The organism is Phytoactinopolyspora limicola (genome assembly GCF_011320225.1).
In the GTDB taxonomy this organism is placed as follows: Bacteria; Actinomycetota; Actinomycetes; order Jiangellales; family Jiangellaceae; genus Phytoactinopolyspora; species Phytoactinopolyspora limicola.
On sequence record NZ_JAAOEN010000006.1, the window covers coordinates 12,594 to 29,570 of the forward strand.

Sequence of the window (16,977 nt, forward strand, 5' to 3'; positions counted from 1 at the left end):
GTGCCAAAGTCCGGTATATTCCCGGTATATGCGACACTTCACTATATAATTGCAGGTCAGAAGGTTGCTTTCGGTCGTTCGTCGGGGTGTTGTGAGTCGCCTGACGACGATGTCACCGACGTGGTGTTCGCCCTTAGGGATTCCGGCGCTATCGGCACCGGCGAGCGCAGCACCACCGCCGCCTCGTCGGGTGTCATCGCCCCGATCTCACACAACACGTCCAGCGACCGCCGCCAGTGCGAACGTGCGTCGTCATCCTGGCCCATCGCGTGCAGTACGTCACCACACAACCAGTGCGTCAGCGCCTGATCGATGCTGTAACTTCCGGACCGGAAAATGGTCAGCGCCTGCTCCAGCCGGTCGAGGGCTCGTTCCAGGCAACCCGCGTCGCGGTGCGCCCGTCCCAGCCGGGAGAGCGTAATACCCCGCAGGTGGAAGTTGCTGCTCGTCTCCAGTGCACGTTCGTGTGAGGCGATCGCGGCATCCAAACGGCCGGCCAGGTGGTAGACGATGCCCAGGTCGGTGAGGATCAGCGCTTCACCCTTGCTGTCCTCGATGTCGCGGTAGATCGCCAGCGCCTGTTCGTGATGCTCGATAGCCTCGTCCAAGCTGTCGGACTGGCGAGACAGGAAGCCGAGCAGCCCGAGCACCTCAGCCTCGCCGCGGCGGTCGCCCAGATCCCGGTAGATACGTAGCGCCTCCTGGCAGTGATGCCGGCCCTCGGTGAATTGGTACAGCTGGGCTAAACCTTCACCAAGATCGCAGTGAACCTGAGCACGCCATGCGTCGTCGACGGCATCGGCTGACTCCAGCGCCAGCTGGTCGATGGTGATGCTGTCGCTCCATCGGTCTTGGTTGCGGAGCGGGTGATGCAGCGCCGCGGCCAGCCCAACCAGCAGCGTCTGGCCATCTCCGGGGAGGCTAGCGGCGTGGTGGGCCACCGCGGTGAGGTTGTCCGCTTCGTCGCGCACCCATCGAGCCGCGGCGGCGCCTCCACTCAGGTAGACACCCGCGCTGGTGAGGGTGGAGGTTGCGGGGCCCACAGCAGCCCGTCGCTGCGACCACGAAAACCCGGTGCGCGCGGCATTACGCGCCGTGGCGAGGTAGTGGTGGAGTAACCGCCGGATCGCGGCGCGTCGGTCGGAACCGTCGATGGTGGCCGCTGCCTGTTCACGGGCGTACAGCCGAATGAGGTCGTGCAGGGTGTACCGCTCGTCCCGGGTGGCCGTCAGTAGTTGTGTCTCGACGAGATGGTCGAGGTCGCGCCGGACCTGCTCGATGGGCCGGTTGGCCAGGGCTGCGGCCGAGTCGATGCCGATGTCGTGCAGGTCGACTAGTCCGAGGTAGGTGAACATCTCGGCGGCGCTGCGCGGTAGCTCATGAAAGGCGACGTCATAGCTAGTGCGCACGGCTAGGTCGTCGTGCTGGAGTTCGTCGAGCCGTCCATGTGAGTTGTCCAGCCGCATACGCAGCGCGGACAGGCTCCAGTCGGGGCGTGAGGTGACTCGGGCTCCAGCGATGCGCACGGCGAGAGGTAGATGGCCACACAGTCCCACGATCGCGGCCGCGGCCGCTGGTTCGGCGTTGACCCGCTCGGAGCCGACGAGCCGGGCGAGTAGCTCCAACGCATCGGCCGGCGGGAGGGTGTCGAGTGACACGTGCCGGGCACCGCCGATCGTGGCCAGCACCCGACGGCTGGTGACGAGGACGGCACAACCCGAACGTGGCCCCGGCAACAACGACCGGACCTGGGCGGCGTTGTGTGCGTCGTCCAACACGATGAGCACCCGACGGGTGGCGATGGTGGACCTGAAGAGAGTGGCCGCGCCATCCTGGTCGGCTGGGATCTTGCTCTCCTCCACGCCGAGCGAACGGAGGAACCGGGCGAGCACCGTGTACGGGTCGAGTGGATCGAGGCCGGGGGTGGCCCCGTACAGGTTGACGTAGAGCTGCCCGTCGGGGAAGTCGCCAGCGACCGCGTGGGTGGCCCGCAAAGCCAGGGCCGACTTGCCGATCCCACCAGGGCCATTGATGGCGACCGCGGTCGGGAAGTCGTTGGTGGCCATGTCCTTGAGCCAGCCAGTGATCAGGTCGAGCTCGTGGTGCCGGCCCGTGAAAGACGCATCGATAGCCGGGAGCTCGGCCGGCGGCACCGGGCCGTCCTCGTGCGCGGCAGGGACTTCCAGGCCAGCGCCGCCCTCGATGATGGCCTGTTCGAGCTCCCGCAGCTCGTTGCCGGGTTCCAGGCCTAGCTCGTTGACCATGGTGGTGCGTGCCTGGTGGTAGATCTCGAGCGCCTCAGCCGTGCGACCGGAGCGGTAAAGGGCCAGCATGAGCTGGGCATACAGCCGCTGACGCAACGGGTAGGAGGCGACGAGAGTGGTGAGCTCGGGGATCAACCGGGAGTGATGGCCGAGACTAAGATCGGCGTCGATGCGTAGCTCCAACACCACCTGGCGCAGTTCGGCGAGCCGGGCCGCCTCAACCCGGATCATCTCCACTTGATCGACGTCGGCGTAGGCGGTGGAGCCGCGCCACAGAGCCAAGGCGGAATTGAGCAGGCCGGCTGCCTCGGCACCGGCGCCTGCCTCCAGGGTGTGCCGCCCGGCGTCGGCCAGCTGCTCGAACTGTTCGTCGTCGGTCTCGTCGGGTTTGACGATCAGCTCGTAGCCGGCGCGGTCATGGACGATGCGGGCCTCGCCCAGCAGACGGCGCAGCCGATGGACGTAGGCCTGGATGTTCTTCCGGGCGGACGACGGAGGTTGCCCGTCCCACAGGATCTCGACGAGTTGGTCCGTTGAGACCCGGGTGTTGCGAGCAGCCAGCAGCGCCGCGAGCAGCGCCCGTTGTTTGACCGACGTCACGCGCACGAGTTGCCCGGCGTCGTCATGGACCGCTAGTGGGCCCAGAACGCCGAACCTCATGAAACCCCCTTGTGTGGTGCGCGTGCATCGCACAGCGTACCCTCCCGGTGATCATTGGCTTTTGACTACCGGATCCGGTAGTCAAAAGCCAATGATCACCGGGAGGTCGAGTGGGGTGGCGGGTTACCAGGAGGCCTCTCGTGAGGCGTAGACGTAACGCAGGTTCGGGTACTCGCTCTGCGACCACACCTGTCCGTACTGAGGCCAGTAGCTGACGTCCTCCGGACCGATCGGGACCGCCCCGGTGTGCTGCGTGGCGTAGCTGCCGGGGCGCCAGATGAACACGTCACCACGGGTGGAAGCACCGTTGCTTCGATGGATATGGAACTTGCCGTTGACCGACACGGCTCCCTGCATGCCTCGGATGCCGACCGTGTACGCCCAGTCGGCGCGGGCATAGCCGTCTTGGTCGGCCGCGATGTGATGAGTGCTCTGGTTGAGGTTGAATCGCGCCATCCTCGTCCCGGCGCCGGGGTTTCCGTACTCGCTCACCAGCAAGCTGTGTGGGCTGGTGGTGCGGTCGAGGGAGGTCTGCGAATAGCGGAAGCGGGCTTCTCCACCGGTGGTGCTGGGACGGTAGTGCGCCGTTTGGGGGAGCACCCAGAGGTAGTTGTGGGCGTGGTAGCTGCCGTCTGGTTGCCTGCCCATCTTGGTGTTGTCACCAGTGGATACCCGCATAAGGCTGTTCATGTCGAACACGCGTAACCCGTTGAACGTGTTGTTGACATACAGGTGGTCGCCATACCAGACGATGCCGCCCGCATGCGCCCGGACCGGACCGTATGTGGCCTGGCCGTTCTCCCAGCGGGGTTCTACCAGGAGGACGTGCCGATACTCCGGCGTGGTGCGATTGGCCATGTCGACGAAGCTGATCCGCACCCCCATGTCGCGGCCACTGTCTTTGTCGTACCACGCGGCGAGGAGTGCCTCGTGGCCCTGCCACCGGCCGTCGGCGGAGGCGTCGCCAGTGGTGGTGATGCCCTGCGGCATCCAGAATTGGACCGAACTGTCGCCGGGGTCCCAGCAGAACGAAGCCGCACGGTATTTGACGGAGGGGGTGCATGCTCGCGCGGTGCGGTTGGTGGTGGCCAGGACGTCGGCGACGGTCGAGCGGCCAAGCTCGAGGCCCAGCTCGTCGAGCAGTGCCGGGTCGGTGTCGACCCGGTCGAGGCGGATGTTCGACGGGTCCGGGTTGGCGTGCGCGGCCGAGGTAGGCATGGCCAGCAAGGCCGCCACGAGGACCGCGGTACCGAGGGCGGCGAAGAGTTCACGCATCCTCGGACGCCGCGGGGTGAAAGCCGAGCGGTCATCGCCCGGCGTGAGCTTTGGAGCGACGACCGGGTGGCCAGAGCGGCGGGAACGTTTCATGACGGTCTCCGATCTGCCGTGTGCCGTCGAGGTTGCCGCAGATATTGCTGCCTGTAAAGGTCTAGACCAAGAGAACCCCTTCTCTCCCATGATCATGAACACTTTGCCGTGTCATGACACGGCAAAGTGTTCATGATCATGGGAGAGAAGGGCGGGTGATGAGGTCACTCCACGTCGCGGCGGGAGGCCAGCGCGACGGTCACCACGGCGGCCACGACGGCGTAGCCGGCGAGCAGGAGGGCGGCCGGCCCACCGTCGAGGACCGTCAGAACACCGGGAGCGCCGTCCCCGTCGGCGGTATCCATGCCGCCCAGCGCCCCCGCCATCGAGCCAGCCGCGGTGCCCGGTAGGAGGTCGGTGACGTACTCCAGTCCGTCCAGCACCCCCGCCACGCCCCGCAGGAGGTTCTCCACCGCCAACGCCCACACCAGCCCCAGCCCCACGCCGACGGCCGGGCTGCGGGTCACCACACCGATCATCGCCCCCGCGGCCGTCCACATGGCGAAGATCAACAGGCTGCCGCCCAGAGCTCGGGCGGTGTCCGCGAGCTCCGGCCAGGCCAGCGTCTGCGACTCCACGCTACTGATCAGCACGGCGGAGCCGAGGTCGGTGACGAAGGTCGCGGCGACAACCCCCACGACCACCACGGCCAGTGAGAGCAACGTGCCGCCCATCGTCGCCGGCCGGCCCGGTCCCTGCAACGCCGCGGTCTTCCAGGTGCCCCAGCCATAACCGCTGCCGGTGGCCAGCGCGCCCAGGATGAGCATGATCGCGCCGCCGAACATCGGCATACCGTTGGTCAGCAACCGCGGGATCGCCTCGGGGGCCAGATCGGCTAGTAGCCGATCGGGTGCCACGTCGGCGGTGCCGAACGCGCCCGATCCACTGCGATAGGCGAGGTAAGAGAACACGTAGGCGAACAGGAGATTCAACACCAGCCACACCCCGACGAGGACCCACAACACGGGCCAGCGGGACAGCCTGAACAGCTCGGCTCGAGTACTGCGGGCCAAGGCCGCCGACGCGGACTGCGCAGGGGCGTCGGATCGTGCGGGGCTCCCTGTTGGGTGCGGGGAGTTGAGTGTCTGGTCCATTGGTCAGGACTCCTCGGTGGATGAGCGGCCGACCGGGTCGGCGTCGGTGATCTCGAAGAAGACGTCTTCGAGGGAGCGTTCGGCCGGTCGAATCTCTAGTACGTCGGCTCCGGCCGTCACCAGGTCGCGGGTCAGCCGGGGCGCCGCGGCGGCGGGAGCGTCGACGCGTAACCCGCCGCCGTCGAGCAGGTGGGCGGCATCGTCCCCGGCTACCTTCATGGCGACGGCGAGCGCGACGTCGACCGGTTCGGCACGGACGAGCAAAGCGCTGCGCCCACGGAGGTCGGCGACCGTGCTCTCGGTGACGAGGCGCCCCCCGGAGATCACTCCGATCCGATCGCAGATGTCTTGCACTTCGGCCAGGAGATGGCTCGACAGCAGCACCGTGTGGCCATCCCTCGCGAGATTCACGATCAGCGTCCGCATGTCGGCCATCCCGGCCGGGTCCAGTCCGTTGGTCGGTTCGTCCAGGACCAAGAGGTCGGGTTCACCGAGCAGGGCCGCGGCCACGCCGAGCCGCTGCTTCATCCCGAGCGAATAGGACCGGAACGGGTCGCTACCGCGGCTTGCGAGATCGACCCGGGCCAGCGCCGCGTCGGCGTCGGCGTCGTCTAAGCCTTGGAATCGAGCCATCACCCGCAGGTTGTTGCGCCCCGAGAGGTAGGGGAAGAACCCCGGGCCCTCGATGAGCGCTCCAGTGTGGTGCACGGCGTCCGGACTGCCTGGTGCCCGCCCCAGGACCGTTGCCGAGCCGCTGCTGGGCCGGGCCAGTCCGAGCAGCATCCGGAGGGTGGTCGTCTTTCCTGCACCGTTGGGGCCGAGGAATCCGTAGACCTCACCTCGATGGACGGTCAGGCTGACGGCGTCGACGGCCGTGTGTGAGCCGTACCGCTTGGTCAACCGGTTGGTGGTGACGATCGTCTCGTTCATGGCAAAGAGCCTGGTCGTTGGTGTCGTCATCCGTCGTCCGCCGGAGGTCGGCTCGTGGCATACGCAGGAGGGCGTAGCCGGCGTACGCGTGACAACGGACGCGGCGCCCCGGACCGCGTGCCTATGCTCGACGCTGTGGCAGACCGGTTGGGTGATCTCCGCAAACGCTGGGGGCGAGACCTTTGGCCGGTGCCGTGTGTCCTGGTGCCGGGGATGTTCGGCACTCGCCCCGCCGGTGCGGATCAGGTCGATTGGAGCCGGGCGCCCGATGTCGGCGCCTACCTACTGGTGATCGTCGCCGCCGCGGCAATGGCGGCGCATCGTCGTCGGCCCGAGGTGACGCTGTTGGTTGCCGGTGCCGCGGTCGTCACCTACCTGCTGGTCGGCTACCCGTTCGGGCCGATCCTGGTGGCGCTGCCCCTAGCCGCCTTCGGCGTTGCCCACGCATGGCCCGTCCGGCGTGCGGTGACGTGGAACGCGGCGTTGTGCCTGGCTGCCATCACCGCCGGTGGCGTGCGATTCGGCGCAGAGGTGTTTAGTGGGGACGCTCTAGAGCATCTGGCCGGAGCCGGTGCGACGGTGCTGGTTATCGCCGCCCCCACCGCGATCGGCGCGGCGCTCCGGATACGCCAGGAGTCCGAGGCGGGGCTCCGGGCCGCCCACGCCCGCCGCGCCGTGTCGGAGGAACGTCTGCGTATGGCGCAGGAGCTCCATGACTCGGTCGGGCATGGCCTCGCCGTGATCGCCATGCAAGCCGGGGTTGCCCTGCATGTGCTCGACCGGGAACCCGGGAAAGTGCGGGCGTCTCTGGAGGCCATTCGCGACGCCAGCCGGCAATCGTTGGACAGCCTCCGAGCTGAACTCCAGGTGTTGCGCTCTCCCGACGCCGGTACCGACGGCAGCGCGGCCCCGCGGCGGCCGGCTTCAGGTGTGGGTGACCTCGCGGTGCTCGCCGAGCGGGTCCGGGCCGGTGGGCTGGCCGTCGAGATCGACGTTCAGGTGGCTGAGTTGCCCGCCGAGATCGATCAGGGAGTGCACCACATCGTCCAGGAATCGCTCACCAACACACTCCGGCATGGTGCGGCGCGGCACGCGTCGGTCAGGGTGTGGATCGAGCTGGGCGCGGTTCACGTCGACGTCAGCGATGACGGTACGGCGGCGTCGACGGGTGAACCGTCGTCCGGCATGGGGATCAGTGGGATGCGAAGCCGGGCCGCCAAGCTCAACGGGGAACTGAGCGCCGGACCAGCCCCAAATGGTGGGTTCACCGTCCGAGCCAGGCTGCCACTGCCGCCCGGTTCACTTGGAGAGACGGCGACCAAGGCGCGGACCACCCGCGGTGCCTCAGACGCCCAGCCCGACGCGGAGCCGGGCGAAGTGACAGGATCACCTCCGTGATCCGGGTAGCTGTCGTCGACGACCAAGCGCTGGTGCGGATGGGCCTACGTACCCTGCTCGAGTCCGAGGTCGACATCGAACTGGTCGGAGAAGCCGCCGACGGCCGGGCCGGTATCGGCGTGGTGCGCGAGCACGTACCGGACGTCGTCCTGATGGACATCAGGATGCCGGGGCTCGACGGACTTGCGGCGCTGCGTGAGATCACCGGCGATCCCGCTCTGCGCGCCGTTCGCGTCGTCATGCTCACGACGTTTGAACTAGACGAGTATGTCTTCGACGCTTTGCGGGGCGGCGCGAGTGGGTTCGTTCTGAAGGATGCCGCACCAGAAGAACTGCTGCAGGCCGTGCGGGTCGTCGCCGATGGAGCGTCGTTGCTGTCGCCGTCGGTGACGCGCCGGGTCATCGACCGGTTCAGCGGACACGGGACAGCCGCTCCGGTGTCCCACCCGGAGCTGCACCGGCTGACCGAACGTGAACGGGAGATCATGGCGTGGGTGGCCACTGGCCGATCCAACGACGAGATCGCCGCTGATCTGGTGGTGAGCCCAGCAACAGTCCGCACCCACGTCAGCCGGGCGATGGTGAAGCTGAACGCCCGCGACCGCGCCCAGTTGGTGGTTTTCGCCATCCAATCCGGGCTCACGGTGCCATCCCCAGATTGAGTATGCGCGTCCCCCCAATCTCCGGTGATCGTCGTCATGATCATGTCGCTATAACGACATGATCATGACGACGATCACCGGAGATTAGGGGGTGGCGGCCCGGCCCAGGGGACCGCCAGGCGTCGAAACGACAAGCTGAGAGAATAGACCGGTGCCGCCTGATTCCTCCCCTCCCCGTGTTGTTGCCACCGACCTCGACGGAACCCTGCTACGCAGCGACGGCAGTGTCGCACCCCGGACCCGGGCGGCGTTGCGATTGGCCGAGGAGTCCGGTGCTGACGTGCTGTTCGTCACCGGTCGCCCGCCCCGCTGGCTGGATCCGCTGGCTGACGTCGTCGCGGCGTCTGGGGTGGCGATCGCCGCCAACGGCGCTCTGGTCTACGACGTCCATCAGCGACGAATCATCGAACAGCACGGCCTGGAATCCGAGGTGGCCATGGAGGTGGCCCAGGCGTTGCGGAATGCCGTGCCCGGTGTTGCCTTCGCGATGGAGCGGGAGCTCGTCTATGGCAAGGAACCGGCGTTCCGCAATCGCTGGGCTCTGCCGGAGAGCGCGCTGGAAGCCGAACTTGCCTACCTGCTGGCCGAGCCGGTCGCCAAGCTGATCGCGCGGCATGAGGAGATCGACCCGGTGGAGTTCGTCAGCAAAGGTACCGCTGCTATCGGTGACCTCGCGACCGCTACCTACTCCGAGGGCTCGGCCCTCCTGGAGATCAGCAAACTGGGTATCTCCAAGGCGTCGGCGCTGGCCGCCTACTGCGCCGAGCGGGGCATCACCGCCGACGAGGTAGTGGCCTTCGGGGACATGCCCAACGACATCCTCATGCTCGAATGGGCGGGACGGTCGTACGCCATGGAGAACGCGCACCCCGATGCCGTCGCCGCGGCCGGCTACCGCTGTGCCGCCAACGATGACGACGGCGTCGCCCAGGTGCTGGAGCAACTGTTCTAGCCTCTCGCCCTCTCCCCATGATCGTTGGCTTTTGACTACCGAATTCGGTAGTCAAAAGCCAATGATCATGGGGAGAAAGAACCGAAGGGTGGTTAGCTGACCAGTTTTGGTAGGACTTCGGCGCCGAATACCTTGATCCATTCCTCCTGGTTGCGCCCGACGTTGTGCAGGTACAACCGGTCGATCCCGAGGTCCAGGAACCGCTGGATCTCCTGGCGGTGCGCATCGGGATCGCTGGAGATGAGCATCCGACCGTCGAAGTCCTCGGGGCGGACGAGCTTCGCCATCTGCTGGAAATCGAACGGTGAGCGGATGTCCTGTTTGGGAAACTTCATGCCGCCGTTGGGCCACTCGCTCATGGCGTTGGCCAGCGCTTCCTCGTCGGTGGGCGCCCACGAGAGGTGTAGCTGAAGGATCCGCGGCATGGTGTCCGGATCCTTGCCGGCCTCGCGGGCACCTTCCTCGAACTTCGCGAATATCCCGCTGATCTTCTCCAACGGTGCGCCGACGGTGATGATGCCGTCGGCGACCTTGCCGGTGCGTTTGGCCGTGACCGGTCCGGCCGTGGCGATGTAGATGGGCGGCGCGGTCTCCGGCATCGTCCAGAGCCGGGTCTTCTCGAGCTTGAAGTATGTGCCCTCGTGTTTGACGTCGGCGCCGGTGAACAGCTTCTGGATCACCTCGATGGCCTCGAACATCATCCGGATCCGCTCCGGCGCCTGTGGCCAATACCCGCCGACGACGTGTTCGTTGAGCGCCTCGCCCGAGCCGAGGCCAAGCCAATGCCGGCCCGGATACATCGCCTCCAGCGTGGCCGACGCTTGCGCCACGATGGCCGGGTGGAAGCGGAACGACGGGCAGGTGACACCGGGCCCCAGGTCACCAGAGGTCTGTTCGCCGAGGGCGGTCAGCACGTTCCAGACGAAAGGAGCGTGGCCTTGCTGCGGCACCCACGGCTGAAAGTGGTCGGCGGCCATCACTCCGGTGAAGCCGTGCTGCTCAGCCAGGGCGCTGTAGCGGACCACGTCGGTCGGATGGAACTGTTCGAGCATCGCGGCGTAGCCGATGGTGGTGCGTGCCATAGATGATCACCCAATCTCGTCGTTGGTGATCGTCAGCAGAATCATGTCGCTCTGGGGTGATCGTTGCCGGGTTTGTGCGCTGAATCGCGACCGAAAGCTGATGACGATCACCGGGAGGGGGCTGGAAGCTGCTGATGATCACGGGATGTGTCTGGGTCGGGTCAGCGGAGCTTGGGCAGGACCTCGGCACCGAGCAGCTCGATCTGCTCGAACCAGCGGTCGAACTTGAACCGGAAATCGAACACCAGGTGCTCGACGCCCAGCGCCCGGAACTTCTCCACCTCGGCCACCACCTCGTCCGGTGAACCCGCGATCAGCTGGCCCTCCAGGTCCTCCACTGTCTCGAACGAACCCGACGGCGGCTTGACCGCGAACTTGGATTTGTTCGCCCAGGCCAGCAGCCCGGGGATGTTCACGTGCTCCAGGGCCTCTTCGCGGGTCTCTTCCACCGATGTCGGCGGGATAACCGCGACGGTCGGCATCGGCCGGTCCTGCTCCGCCGATAGCTCGCGCATCGTCTCGATCCGCTTGGCCATGGTCAGCAGCGAGATCCGGCCGGGCATCCAGCCGTCGCAGAACTCCACGGCAAGCCGGGCCGATCGCGGAGTAGCCCCGCAGTACCAGAACGGCACCCGGCCACCAACCGGTTTGGGCTCGATCGAGATGTCGCTGAAGGTGAAATTCGCGTCGCTGTAGTCGACGTGGTTCGACTCGAAGACACGACGCAGGATCTCGGCGTTGGACCGCACGAGTTCCACGCGGTCGCGATCGCCCCAGCCGATCGCCTCGAACTCGTGGTCGAACGTACCCGCGCCGAACCCGAGGATCAGCCGCGGGCCCACCAACTGCGTGATGGTGCCCGCCATGAGTGCGGTCACCAAGGGGTGCCGGAACGGGATCAGCGACCCGGTCCCGAGCATGATCCGGTCGGTGACAGCCCCGATGGCGGTCAACGTGGTCAGCGCGTCGTAGAACTCGCGGTTGGGCTTCTCCATCTCGCCGTGGGGCTCGAAGACGAGGTGGTCGCGGACCCAGACCGAGTCGAAGCCGACCTCCTCGGCTCGTTTGGAACCCTCGAGTATCTTCTCGCGCGAGGCGTGTTCCCCGAAGTGGGGCAACAACAGTCCGAACTTCATCCGGTGTCTCCTTGGTTCGTCAGGGTGCAGGGGGCCAGTAGCAGCCAGGGGTTGACGGCGGGGTCAGCGGCCGCGGGCGAGTTGTCCATGGCCAGGGCGGCCGGTGACCTCGCCGTCGGCGTAGACCTCGGTGCCGCGTACGAAGGTGCGCTCGATGCGGACGCTGCACGACCGGCCGTCGTAACATGTCCAGCCGATCTTGGACAGGGCTCCCGAGTCACTGATGATCCAAGGGGCGTCCATATCGGCGATGACGATGTCGGCGTCGTGGCCGGGAAGCAGCCGGCCCTTGGTGCCTTCCAGCCCGAAGTGTTCGGCGGGTTTGGTGGCGACGAGGTCGACGACGCGTTGCAGGGTGAGCTGGCCGGTGTTCACCGCGTCCAGCGCCAACGGATAGAAGTACTGGATCCCGGGGGTGCCGGTGTGTGCGCTCCACATCTCTGTCCACCCGATCTCCTTCTCCTCCCGGGTGTGTGGAGCGTGGTCGGAGGCGAAGATGTCGATGGTTCCGTCGCGCAGGGCGTCCCAGATGGCAGCCCGGGCGTCGTCGGGAACCCAGTAGGAAAGTGCGTACGGCCCGAGCCGCTCGACGTCGTCCCAGGTGGACAGGAACGGCAGCCAGTGGTTGACCTCGCAGGTAACGTCCACGCCACGGGCCCGGGCGGCTTGGACCGCTTCCACCGACCGGCGAGTTTGCATGTGCGCCAGATGGATCTTGCAGCCCGAGGCCTCGGCCAGCCGCAGCACCACCTCGATAGCGGTGTCCCAGATGACCCCGTTGCGCGCGGCGTAGGCCTGCGCGTAACCCTGTGGTGTGTTGTCGCCGCGGGCGAGGTATTCACCCTCGATGTAATCCATGAGGTGCTGGTCGTGTGGGTGGATGATGAAACGTGTGCCGGTGGCGGCGATGGTGTCCATCATCCGCAGCAGGTCACCGTGCCCGTGCATGCCGGTGCCGGCCGGGTGTGGGTAGGTGCGGCCGGTGTCGACCACCATGTAGATCTTGAACGAGTTGACCCCGAGCGCCACCATCGGCTCGATCTCGTCGGCGACGGTGGCCGCGGGGTTGTGGTTGTAATCGACGATGCTGCTGGCCGCGTACATGTCCAGGACGTCCTGAAGATGTTTGGCCGTCGTGGTGGGTGGGTTCAGGTTGGGCATCCCGTAGATCGTGGTGACACCGCCGGCCGCCGCTTGCAGCGTGGTGGTGTGGATGTCTTCCTTGTGGGTGAATCCCGGCTCTCGGGTGTGTACGTGGACGTCCACCATGCCTGGGAGGACCAGCTTCCCGGTGGCGTCGACGGTGCGCCTGGCGTCGGCGACAGGGGTATCCGGGCTGATCAGTCCGGTGATCCGGCCATCGGCTACGAGGACGTCGGCGGTGATCGTGCCGGTGGGTGTGACGACGGTGCCGCCGGTGATGCGCAGGTCGATGCTCATGCGGGAACCTCCAGGTTTTCGGTGTGCTCGGCACCACCGGTGTCAGGGGTGGTGGTGCGGACGACGACGTCGGCCGGGCGAAGCCAGCGATCGAACCAGGACACGATCCGGGGGGTGACGGCGGTCCAGTAGCGGTCGTAGGCGGCGTAGTGGCTGGTATGCCGCTGCATGATCAACGACTTGGGGCCACCGGCGGCGGCATAGACCGCTTCGGCGTGGTCGGTTGGTGTGGTGGCGTCGTTCTCTACCCCAATCACCATCAGGGGGGTGGTCAGAGTCCCGGCGGCGTCGACCGGGCGGTAGGCGATGATCTCTTCGGCGCAGGCCAAGGGAACGGACGTGGGGATCTTGCCGTCCACGTCCGACTTGACCTTGGTGCTGCGTCGCTCGGCGGTCGGCACCATGATTTCCTCGCGGGGGTGCACTAGACGTCCGGTGCCGGTCAGCACTCGCTGTGCCCGGTCTTCGTCGAGGGCGGCAAGGAACTCCAGCCATTCGTATTCGCTGCGCATCCGGTGCAGCCAGTCCGCACCGTCGGCCACCGGCAGTTGACTGACGGCCGCCTTCACCCGTGGGTCGGCAGCGGCCAGGAGCACCGCGTTGCCGCCGCCGGTTCCGCCGCTGCCGAACACACCGATGGCGTCGGCGACGACGTCGTCGCGGGTGGTGAGGTAGGTGACCGCGTTGCGCAGGTCGGCGAGCTGGGCGGCGGGGGAGATGACCCCGCGGTCGCCGTCGGAGTCGCCGAATCCGCGATAGTCGAAGATGAGTACGGCGTATCCGGCGTTGGTCAGCGCTTCGTGATACCTGACGTAGAGCTTGGCGTCCTTCAACCCGAGCCAGCCGGGGCCTTGGACGATGGCCGGGACCGGCCCGGAAATGGAGTCGGGCCGGCGGAACAACCCGCTGATCCGGGTGCCTTCGCTGAACCACGTGACGCTGTCAGTGCGCATGTCACCGTCCTTGTCGATCGAGTGGTGCACTGGCGCGATCCCGGTGACGGCACCGCGGTCTGGTGCTGCCACACCGCGGTCTGGTGCGTGCCGCGCAGGATCCGGGTGAGGCCAGCCTGGGACTCCTAGTCTTAATTTGGGATCCCAAATCTGTCAACCGCATCTGTTTCGGAGGGGGTAATTCGACCACTATGATCAATTGGTATGCCAGAAGATCCTGACCGGTTCCACTCCAACGCGACCGCCTTCTTGGCCTTCGTGGGTCGCGATGTCAGGCATATTAGCTGGTAAACGTCATGCTAAGTGTTGTGAGCGGTGAGTGATGGTCCGTATGTCGAGAGGCGCCGTTGGTATCAATTCGGCTGAGCCATTGACCTCAACCGGTTCGGCAAATATGGTAGCCCACACCCGGAACGACCGAACTGCTGAGCTTGAGGTTCACCGCTGACCCGAATGAAAGGCCGGAGCCGCCATGCCGATGCCTACTGACCACCGTCCAGGCACTACGCCCGACGCGGAGCCTGCCGCGCCGCTGGAGCCGGCGCCGGTCGTCCCCCTGATCAGCGTGCGGGACCTGTCCGTCGAATACCGCGTGTCGCGGACCAACAGCTGGTTGATGGCCGTCGCCGACGTCAACCTGGATGTCCACGAGGGCGAGTTCCTCACCGTGCTCGGCTCCAGCGGGTGTGGCAAGACCACCGTCATGAACACCATCGCTGGGTTGGTCCAGCCCACCGAGGGTGAGGTGCTGATCGACGGGCGACGGGTCACCGGCCCTGGCCCGGACCGGGCCGTCGTCTTCCAGGACTATGCGTTGCTGCCCTGGCGGACCGTCGTCGACAACATCCGGTTCGGACTGGAGATGCAGCCGGGACGCCGCCGGGCGGACTGGCGTGCCCAGGTGGCCGACGCCATCCGGCTCGTCGGGCTCGACGGCTTCGAAGACTCCTACCCGCGCGAGCTGTCCGGCGGCATGCAGCAGCGGGTCGGTCTGGCCCGCGCGTTGGTCGCCGAGCCGCGGATCCTCCTCATGGACGAGCCGCTGGGCGCTGTCGACGCGCTGACCCGTGAGGTCATGCGGGCCGAACTGGAACGGGTCATCACCGCCACCGGCAAAACCGTCGTATTCATCACCCACAGCATCGACGAGGCCATCGTGCTGGGAGACCGGGTCGCCGTGTTCGGAGCCCACCCGGGCCGGGTCCTGGAGATCCTTCCAGTGGATCTGCCCCGGCCCCGGTCCGAGCAAGGTGTCATGGCGCAGCCGGGCTTCGTCGAGCTGCGCGACCACCTGTGGGGTGTGTTGCAAGGCGACGCTCGCTCGGCGTCGCGAGGGGTGGCCGGGTCATGAGCGCGTCCAGCGTCGCACCCGTCGCCATTGAGCGCCGGCACCGCAAGGTCCCGGTCCGACAACGTCTGTTCGAGCGCTGGCGGCGGCCTCTGTTCGCGGTGATCGACCTCGTCGTTATCGTCCTGGCCTGGGAATTCGTCGTCAACGTGGCCGAACTCGTGCAGCCGCTGTTCCTGCCGCCGCCCGGTGAGGTGTTGTCGGCCGCCCGGGAGCTGTGGGCCAGCGGCGAACTCCTGGCCAACCTGCGGCTGAGCGCGCAGAACTGGTTCTTCGGCTACGTCGCCGGCGGCGCCCTGGGCATCCTGCTCGGGCTGCTGGTTGGCAGCATCGCGACGGTCCACCGGCTGTCCATGCCGTTGTTGTGGGCCGCCTGGGCCACCCCGCTGATCGCCCTGCAACCGATCATCACCGCCTGGTTCGGCTTCGGCGCAATGCCGATCATCGTCCTCGTCTTCATCAGCACGGTGGTCCCGGTGGCGCTGAACACCGCTACCGGTGTGTCCGGCGTCGATAGCTCGCTGCTGCGTGCCGGCAGAGTGTTCGGAGCCGGCCGTACGGAGCTGTACCGCAAGGTGCGGCTGCCGTGGACATTGCCGTACGCCATCGGTGGCCTGCGGATGGCGATCCCCACCAGCCTGATCGGGTTGCTGGTTGGCGAGATGATCGGCTCCCCGACTGGGCTCGGGGCGATGATCGTCACGTCGGTAGCTCGGTTCCGTACCGACCAGACCATCGCCGTCGTCGTGGTGTTCGTGATCTTGTCCGTCGTCCTCGTCAGCCTCCTCGACGCCGTGGAACAGCGCGTCGGCCGGTGGCGGAATTCGGGTACCCATGGCTGAGACCGTCCAGGCGTCCAGGACCCGTCCCAGGCCGCCGACGTTATCGCGTGTCCTAGCGCCGTTCACGTGGAAGTTCGCCGTACTGGCCGAAGTGCTTGCTCTCCTCCTGATCTGGCACGTGATCCAGGGCATGATCGGTGTGTGGGATCGCCGGTTCGTCCCGGCGCCGGGTGACGTCATCCGAGCCCTGAGCGACCTTTACCAGACCGGTGACCTCATGGGGCACCTCACCTACAGCGCCAGCAACGCGGCCGTGGGGTTCGTGCTGGCAGTGGTGGTAGGGGTGCCGGTGGGCCTACTGCTCGGATCGTCCCGCTGGGCCTATGACATCGGCGGCCCGCCGTTCTGGGCGATGTACTCGATGCCGCGAATCGCGTTCCAGCCATTACTCGTGCTCTGGATGGGATTCGGTTCCGGCCCGAAGATCTTCATCGTGTTCCTGATGGCGGTGTTCCCCATTGCCATCAACACGATGGACGGTATCCGTGGCGTCGACCGGTCACTCGTCAAGGCAGCTCGCGTGTACGGAGCTGGTCCGGTCGACGTGTTTTTCAAGGTGCAACTCTGGGCGGCGCTGCCGCTTATCCTCACCGGCATCCGGATGGGTGTGGCCCGTTCCATGATCGGTGTGGTGATCGGTGAGTTCATCGGTGGAAGTCAAGGTCTCGGCTTCCTGATCTACCGCAAGTCCGGCGAGTTCGAGCTCGACGCGGCCGTGGGTGTCACATTCCTCCTCGTGGCGATCGCCCTGGTCGGCATGGCCCTGGTCAACCTGGCCAAACGGGTGTTCGCCTCCTGGTACGTGGAAGGCGCCCCGCAGAGCTGAACCCGCAGTACTCCGGATCAAT

The 16,977-nt window shown here is 66.6% G+C and carries 14 protein-coding genes; 6 read left to right on the top strand and 8 right to left on the bottom strand.

The features are described 5' to 3' along the window. Positions 1-56: 56 nt before the first annotated feature. The 4 genes from G8760_RS15695 to G8760_RS15710 form a co-directional block, all read right to left on the bottom strand. Entirely contained in the window at positions 57-2,924 is a 2,868-nt protein-coding gene (locus tag G8760_RS15695) for an AfsR/SARP family transcriptional regulator (protein WP_166352807.1), read from the bottom strand. Between the two features lie 123 nt (positions 2,925-3,047). After that, on the bottom strand, positions 3,048-4,292 hold the full coding sequence (locus G8760_RS15700; RefSeq protein ID WP_166352809.1) for a hypothetical protein: 1,245 nt from the start codon (positions 4,290-4,292) through the stop codon (positions 3,048-3,050). Between the two features lie 164 nt (positions 4,293-4,456). Beyond that, a complete protein-coding gene (locus tag G8760_RS15705) occupies positions 4,457-5,386 on the bottom strand; it encodes a hypothetical protein (RefSeq protein WP_207782406.1) in 930 nt (309 codons plus the stop codon). 3 nt (positions 5,387-5,389) lie between these two features. Then, a complete protein-coding gene (locus G8760_RS15710) occupies positions 5,390-6,316 on the bottom strand; it encodes an ABC transporter ATP-binding protein (RefSeq protein WP_166352811.1) in 927 nt (308 codons plus the stop codon). Between the two features lie 135 nt (positions 6,317-6,451). On the opposite strand from G8760_RS15710, the gene G8760_RS15715 reads away from it, so the two are divergent. The 3 genes from G8760_RS15715 (at position 6,452) to G8760_RS15725 (ending at position 9,328) form a co-directional block, all read left to right on the top strand. Continuing rightward, positions 6,452-7,714, top strand: coding sequence for a sensor histidine kinase (locus G8760_RS15715; RefSeq protein ID WP_166352813.1), 1,263 nt, complete (start codon positions 6,452-6,454; stop codon positions 7,712-7,714). Further along, positions 7,711-8,376, top strand: coding sequence for a response regulator transcription factor (locus tag G8760_RS15720; RefSeq protein WP_166352815.1), 666 nt, complete (start codon positions 7,711-7,713; stop codon positions 8,374-8,376). The genes G8760_RS15715 and G8760_RS15720 overlap by 4 nt, the downstream gene beginning before the upstream one ends. 151 nt (positions 8,377-8,527) lie before the next feature. Further along, positions 8,528-9,328, top strand: a complete 801-nt coding sequence (locus G8760_RS15725) for an HAD family hydrolase (protein ID WP_166352817.1) — start codon at positions 8,528-8,530, stop codon at positions 9,326-9,328. Between the two features lie 92 nt (positions 9,329-9,420). Here the strand turns inward: G8760_RS15725 and G8760_RS15730 are convergent, their stop codons facing one another. From G8760_RS15730 to G8760_RS15745, 4 genes are all read right to left on the bottom strand, one after another. Continuing rightward, entirely contained in the window at positions 9,421-10,410 is a 990-nt protein-coding gene (locus tag G8760_RS15730) for a TIGR03557 family F420-dependent LLM class oxidoreductase (RefSeq protein ID WP_166352819.1), read from the bottom strand. 161 nt (positions 10,411-10,571) lie between these two features. Next, positions 10,572-11,546 (bottom strand): LLM class flavin-dependent oxidoreductase, encoded by a 975-nt coding sequence (locus G8760_RS15735; protein WP_166352821.1) that lies wholly within the window; start codon positions 11,544-11,546, stop codon positions 10,572-10,574. Positions 11,547-11,609: 63 nt separating this feature from the next. Further along, the gene (locus G8760_RS15740; RefSeq protein ID WP_166352823.1) at positions 11,610-12,986 is read right to left on the bottom strand and encodes a dihydroorotase; all 1,377 of its coding nucleotides are present in this window, start codon (positions 12,984-12,986) and stop codon (positions 11,610-11,612) included. Beyond that, positions 12,983-13,939, bottom strand: coding sequence for an alpha/beta hydrolase (locus G8760_RS15745; protein WP_166352825.1), 957 nt, complete (start codon positions 13,937-13,939; stop codon positions 12,983-12,985). The genes G8760_RS15740 and G8760_RS15745 overlap by 4 nt, the downstream gene beginning before the upstream one ends. Positions 13,940-14,411: 472 nt before the next feature. On the opposite strand from G8760_RS15745, the gene G8760_RS15750 reads away from it, so the two are divergent. Genes G8760_RS15750 through G8760_RS15760 form a run of 3 tightly spaced genes read left to right on the top strand, consistent with a single transcriptional unit; the run spans position 14,412 to position 16,955 of the window. Further along, entirely contained in the window at positions 14,412-15,290 is an 879-nt protein-coding gene (locus G8760_RS15750) for an ABC transporter ATP-binding protein (protein ID WP_207782407.1), read from the top strand. After that, the gene (locus G8760_RS15755; protein ID WP_166352827.1) at positions 15,287-16,129 is read left to right on the top strand and encodes an ABC transporter permease; all 843 of its coding nucleotides are present in this window, start codon (positions 15,287-15,289) and stop codon (positions 16,127-16,129) included. The genes G8760_RS15750 and G8760_RS15755 overlap by 4 nt, the downstream gene beginning before the upstream one ends. Next, on the top strand, positions 16,122-16,955 hold the full coding sequence (locus tag G8760_RS15760; RefSeq protein ID WP_166352829.1) for an ABC transporter permease: 834 nt from the start codon (positions 16,122-16,124) through the stop codon (positions 16,953-16,955). The genes G8760_RS15755 and G8760_RS15760 overlap by 8 nt, the downstream gene beginning before the upstream one ends. Positions 16,956-16,977: the final 22 nt, after the last annotated feature.

What these genes read in the sequence shown, in the direction of transcription:
- G8760_RS15735 (WP_166352821.1), bottom strand. Translation starts at nt 11,546, where the DNA reads ATGAAGTTCGGACTGTTGTTGCCCCACTTCGGGGAACACGCCTCGCGC.
- G8760_RS15705 (WP_207782406.1), bottom strand. Translation starts at nt 5,386, where the DNA reads ATGGACCAGACACTCAACTCCCCGCACCCAACAGGGAGCCCCGCACGA.
- G8760_RS15740 (WP_166352823.1), bottom strand. Translation starts at nt 12,986, where the DNA reads ATGAGCATCGACCTGCGCATCACCGGCGGCACCGTCGTCACACCCACC.
- G8760_RS15745 (WP_166352825.1), bottom strand. Translation starts at nt 13,939, where the DNA reads ATGCGCACTGACAGCGTCACGTGGTTCAGCGAAGGCACCCGGATCAGC.
- G8760_RS15760 (WP_166352829.1), top strand. Translation starts at nt 16,122, where the DNA reads ATGGCTGAGACCGTCCAGGCGTCCAGGACCCGTCCCAGGCCGCCGACG.
- G8760_RS15750 (WP_207782407.1), top strand. Translation starts at nt 14,412, where the DNA reads ATGCCGATGCCTACTGACCACCGTCCAGGCACTACGCCCGACGCGGAG.
- G8760_RS15730 (WP_166352819.1), bottom strand. Translation starts at nt 10,410, where the DNA reads ATGGCACGCACCACCATCGGCTACGCCGCGATGCTCGAACAGTTCCAT.
- G8760_RS15695 (WP_166352807.1), bottom strand. Translation starts at nt 2,924, where the DNA reads ATGAGGTTCGGCGTTCTGGGCCCACTAGCGGTCCATGACGACGCCGGG.
- G8760_RS15700 (WP_166352809.1), bottom strand. Translation starts at nt 4,292, where the DNA reads ATGAAACGTTCCCGCCGCTCTGGCCACCCGGTCGTCGCTCCAAAGCTC.
- G8760_RS15710 (WP_166352811.1), bottom strand. Translation starts at nt 6,316, where the DNA reads ATGAACGAGACGATCGTCACCACCAACCGGTTGACCAAGCGGTACGGC.
- G8760_RS15755 (WP_166352827.1), top strand. Translation starts at nt 15,287, where the DNA reads ATGAGCGCGTCCAGCGTCGCACCCGTCGCCATTGAGCGCCGGCACCGC.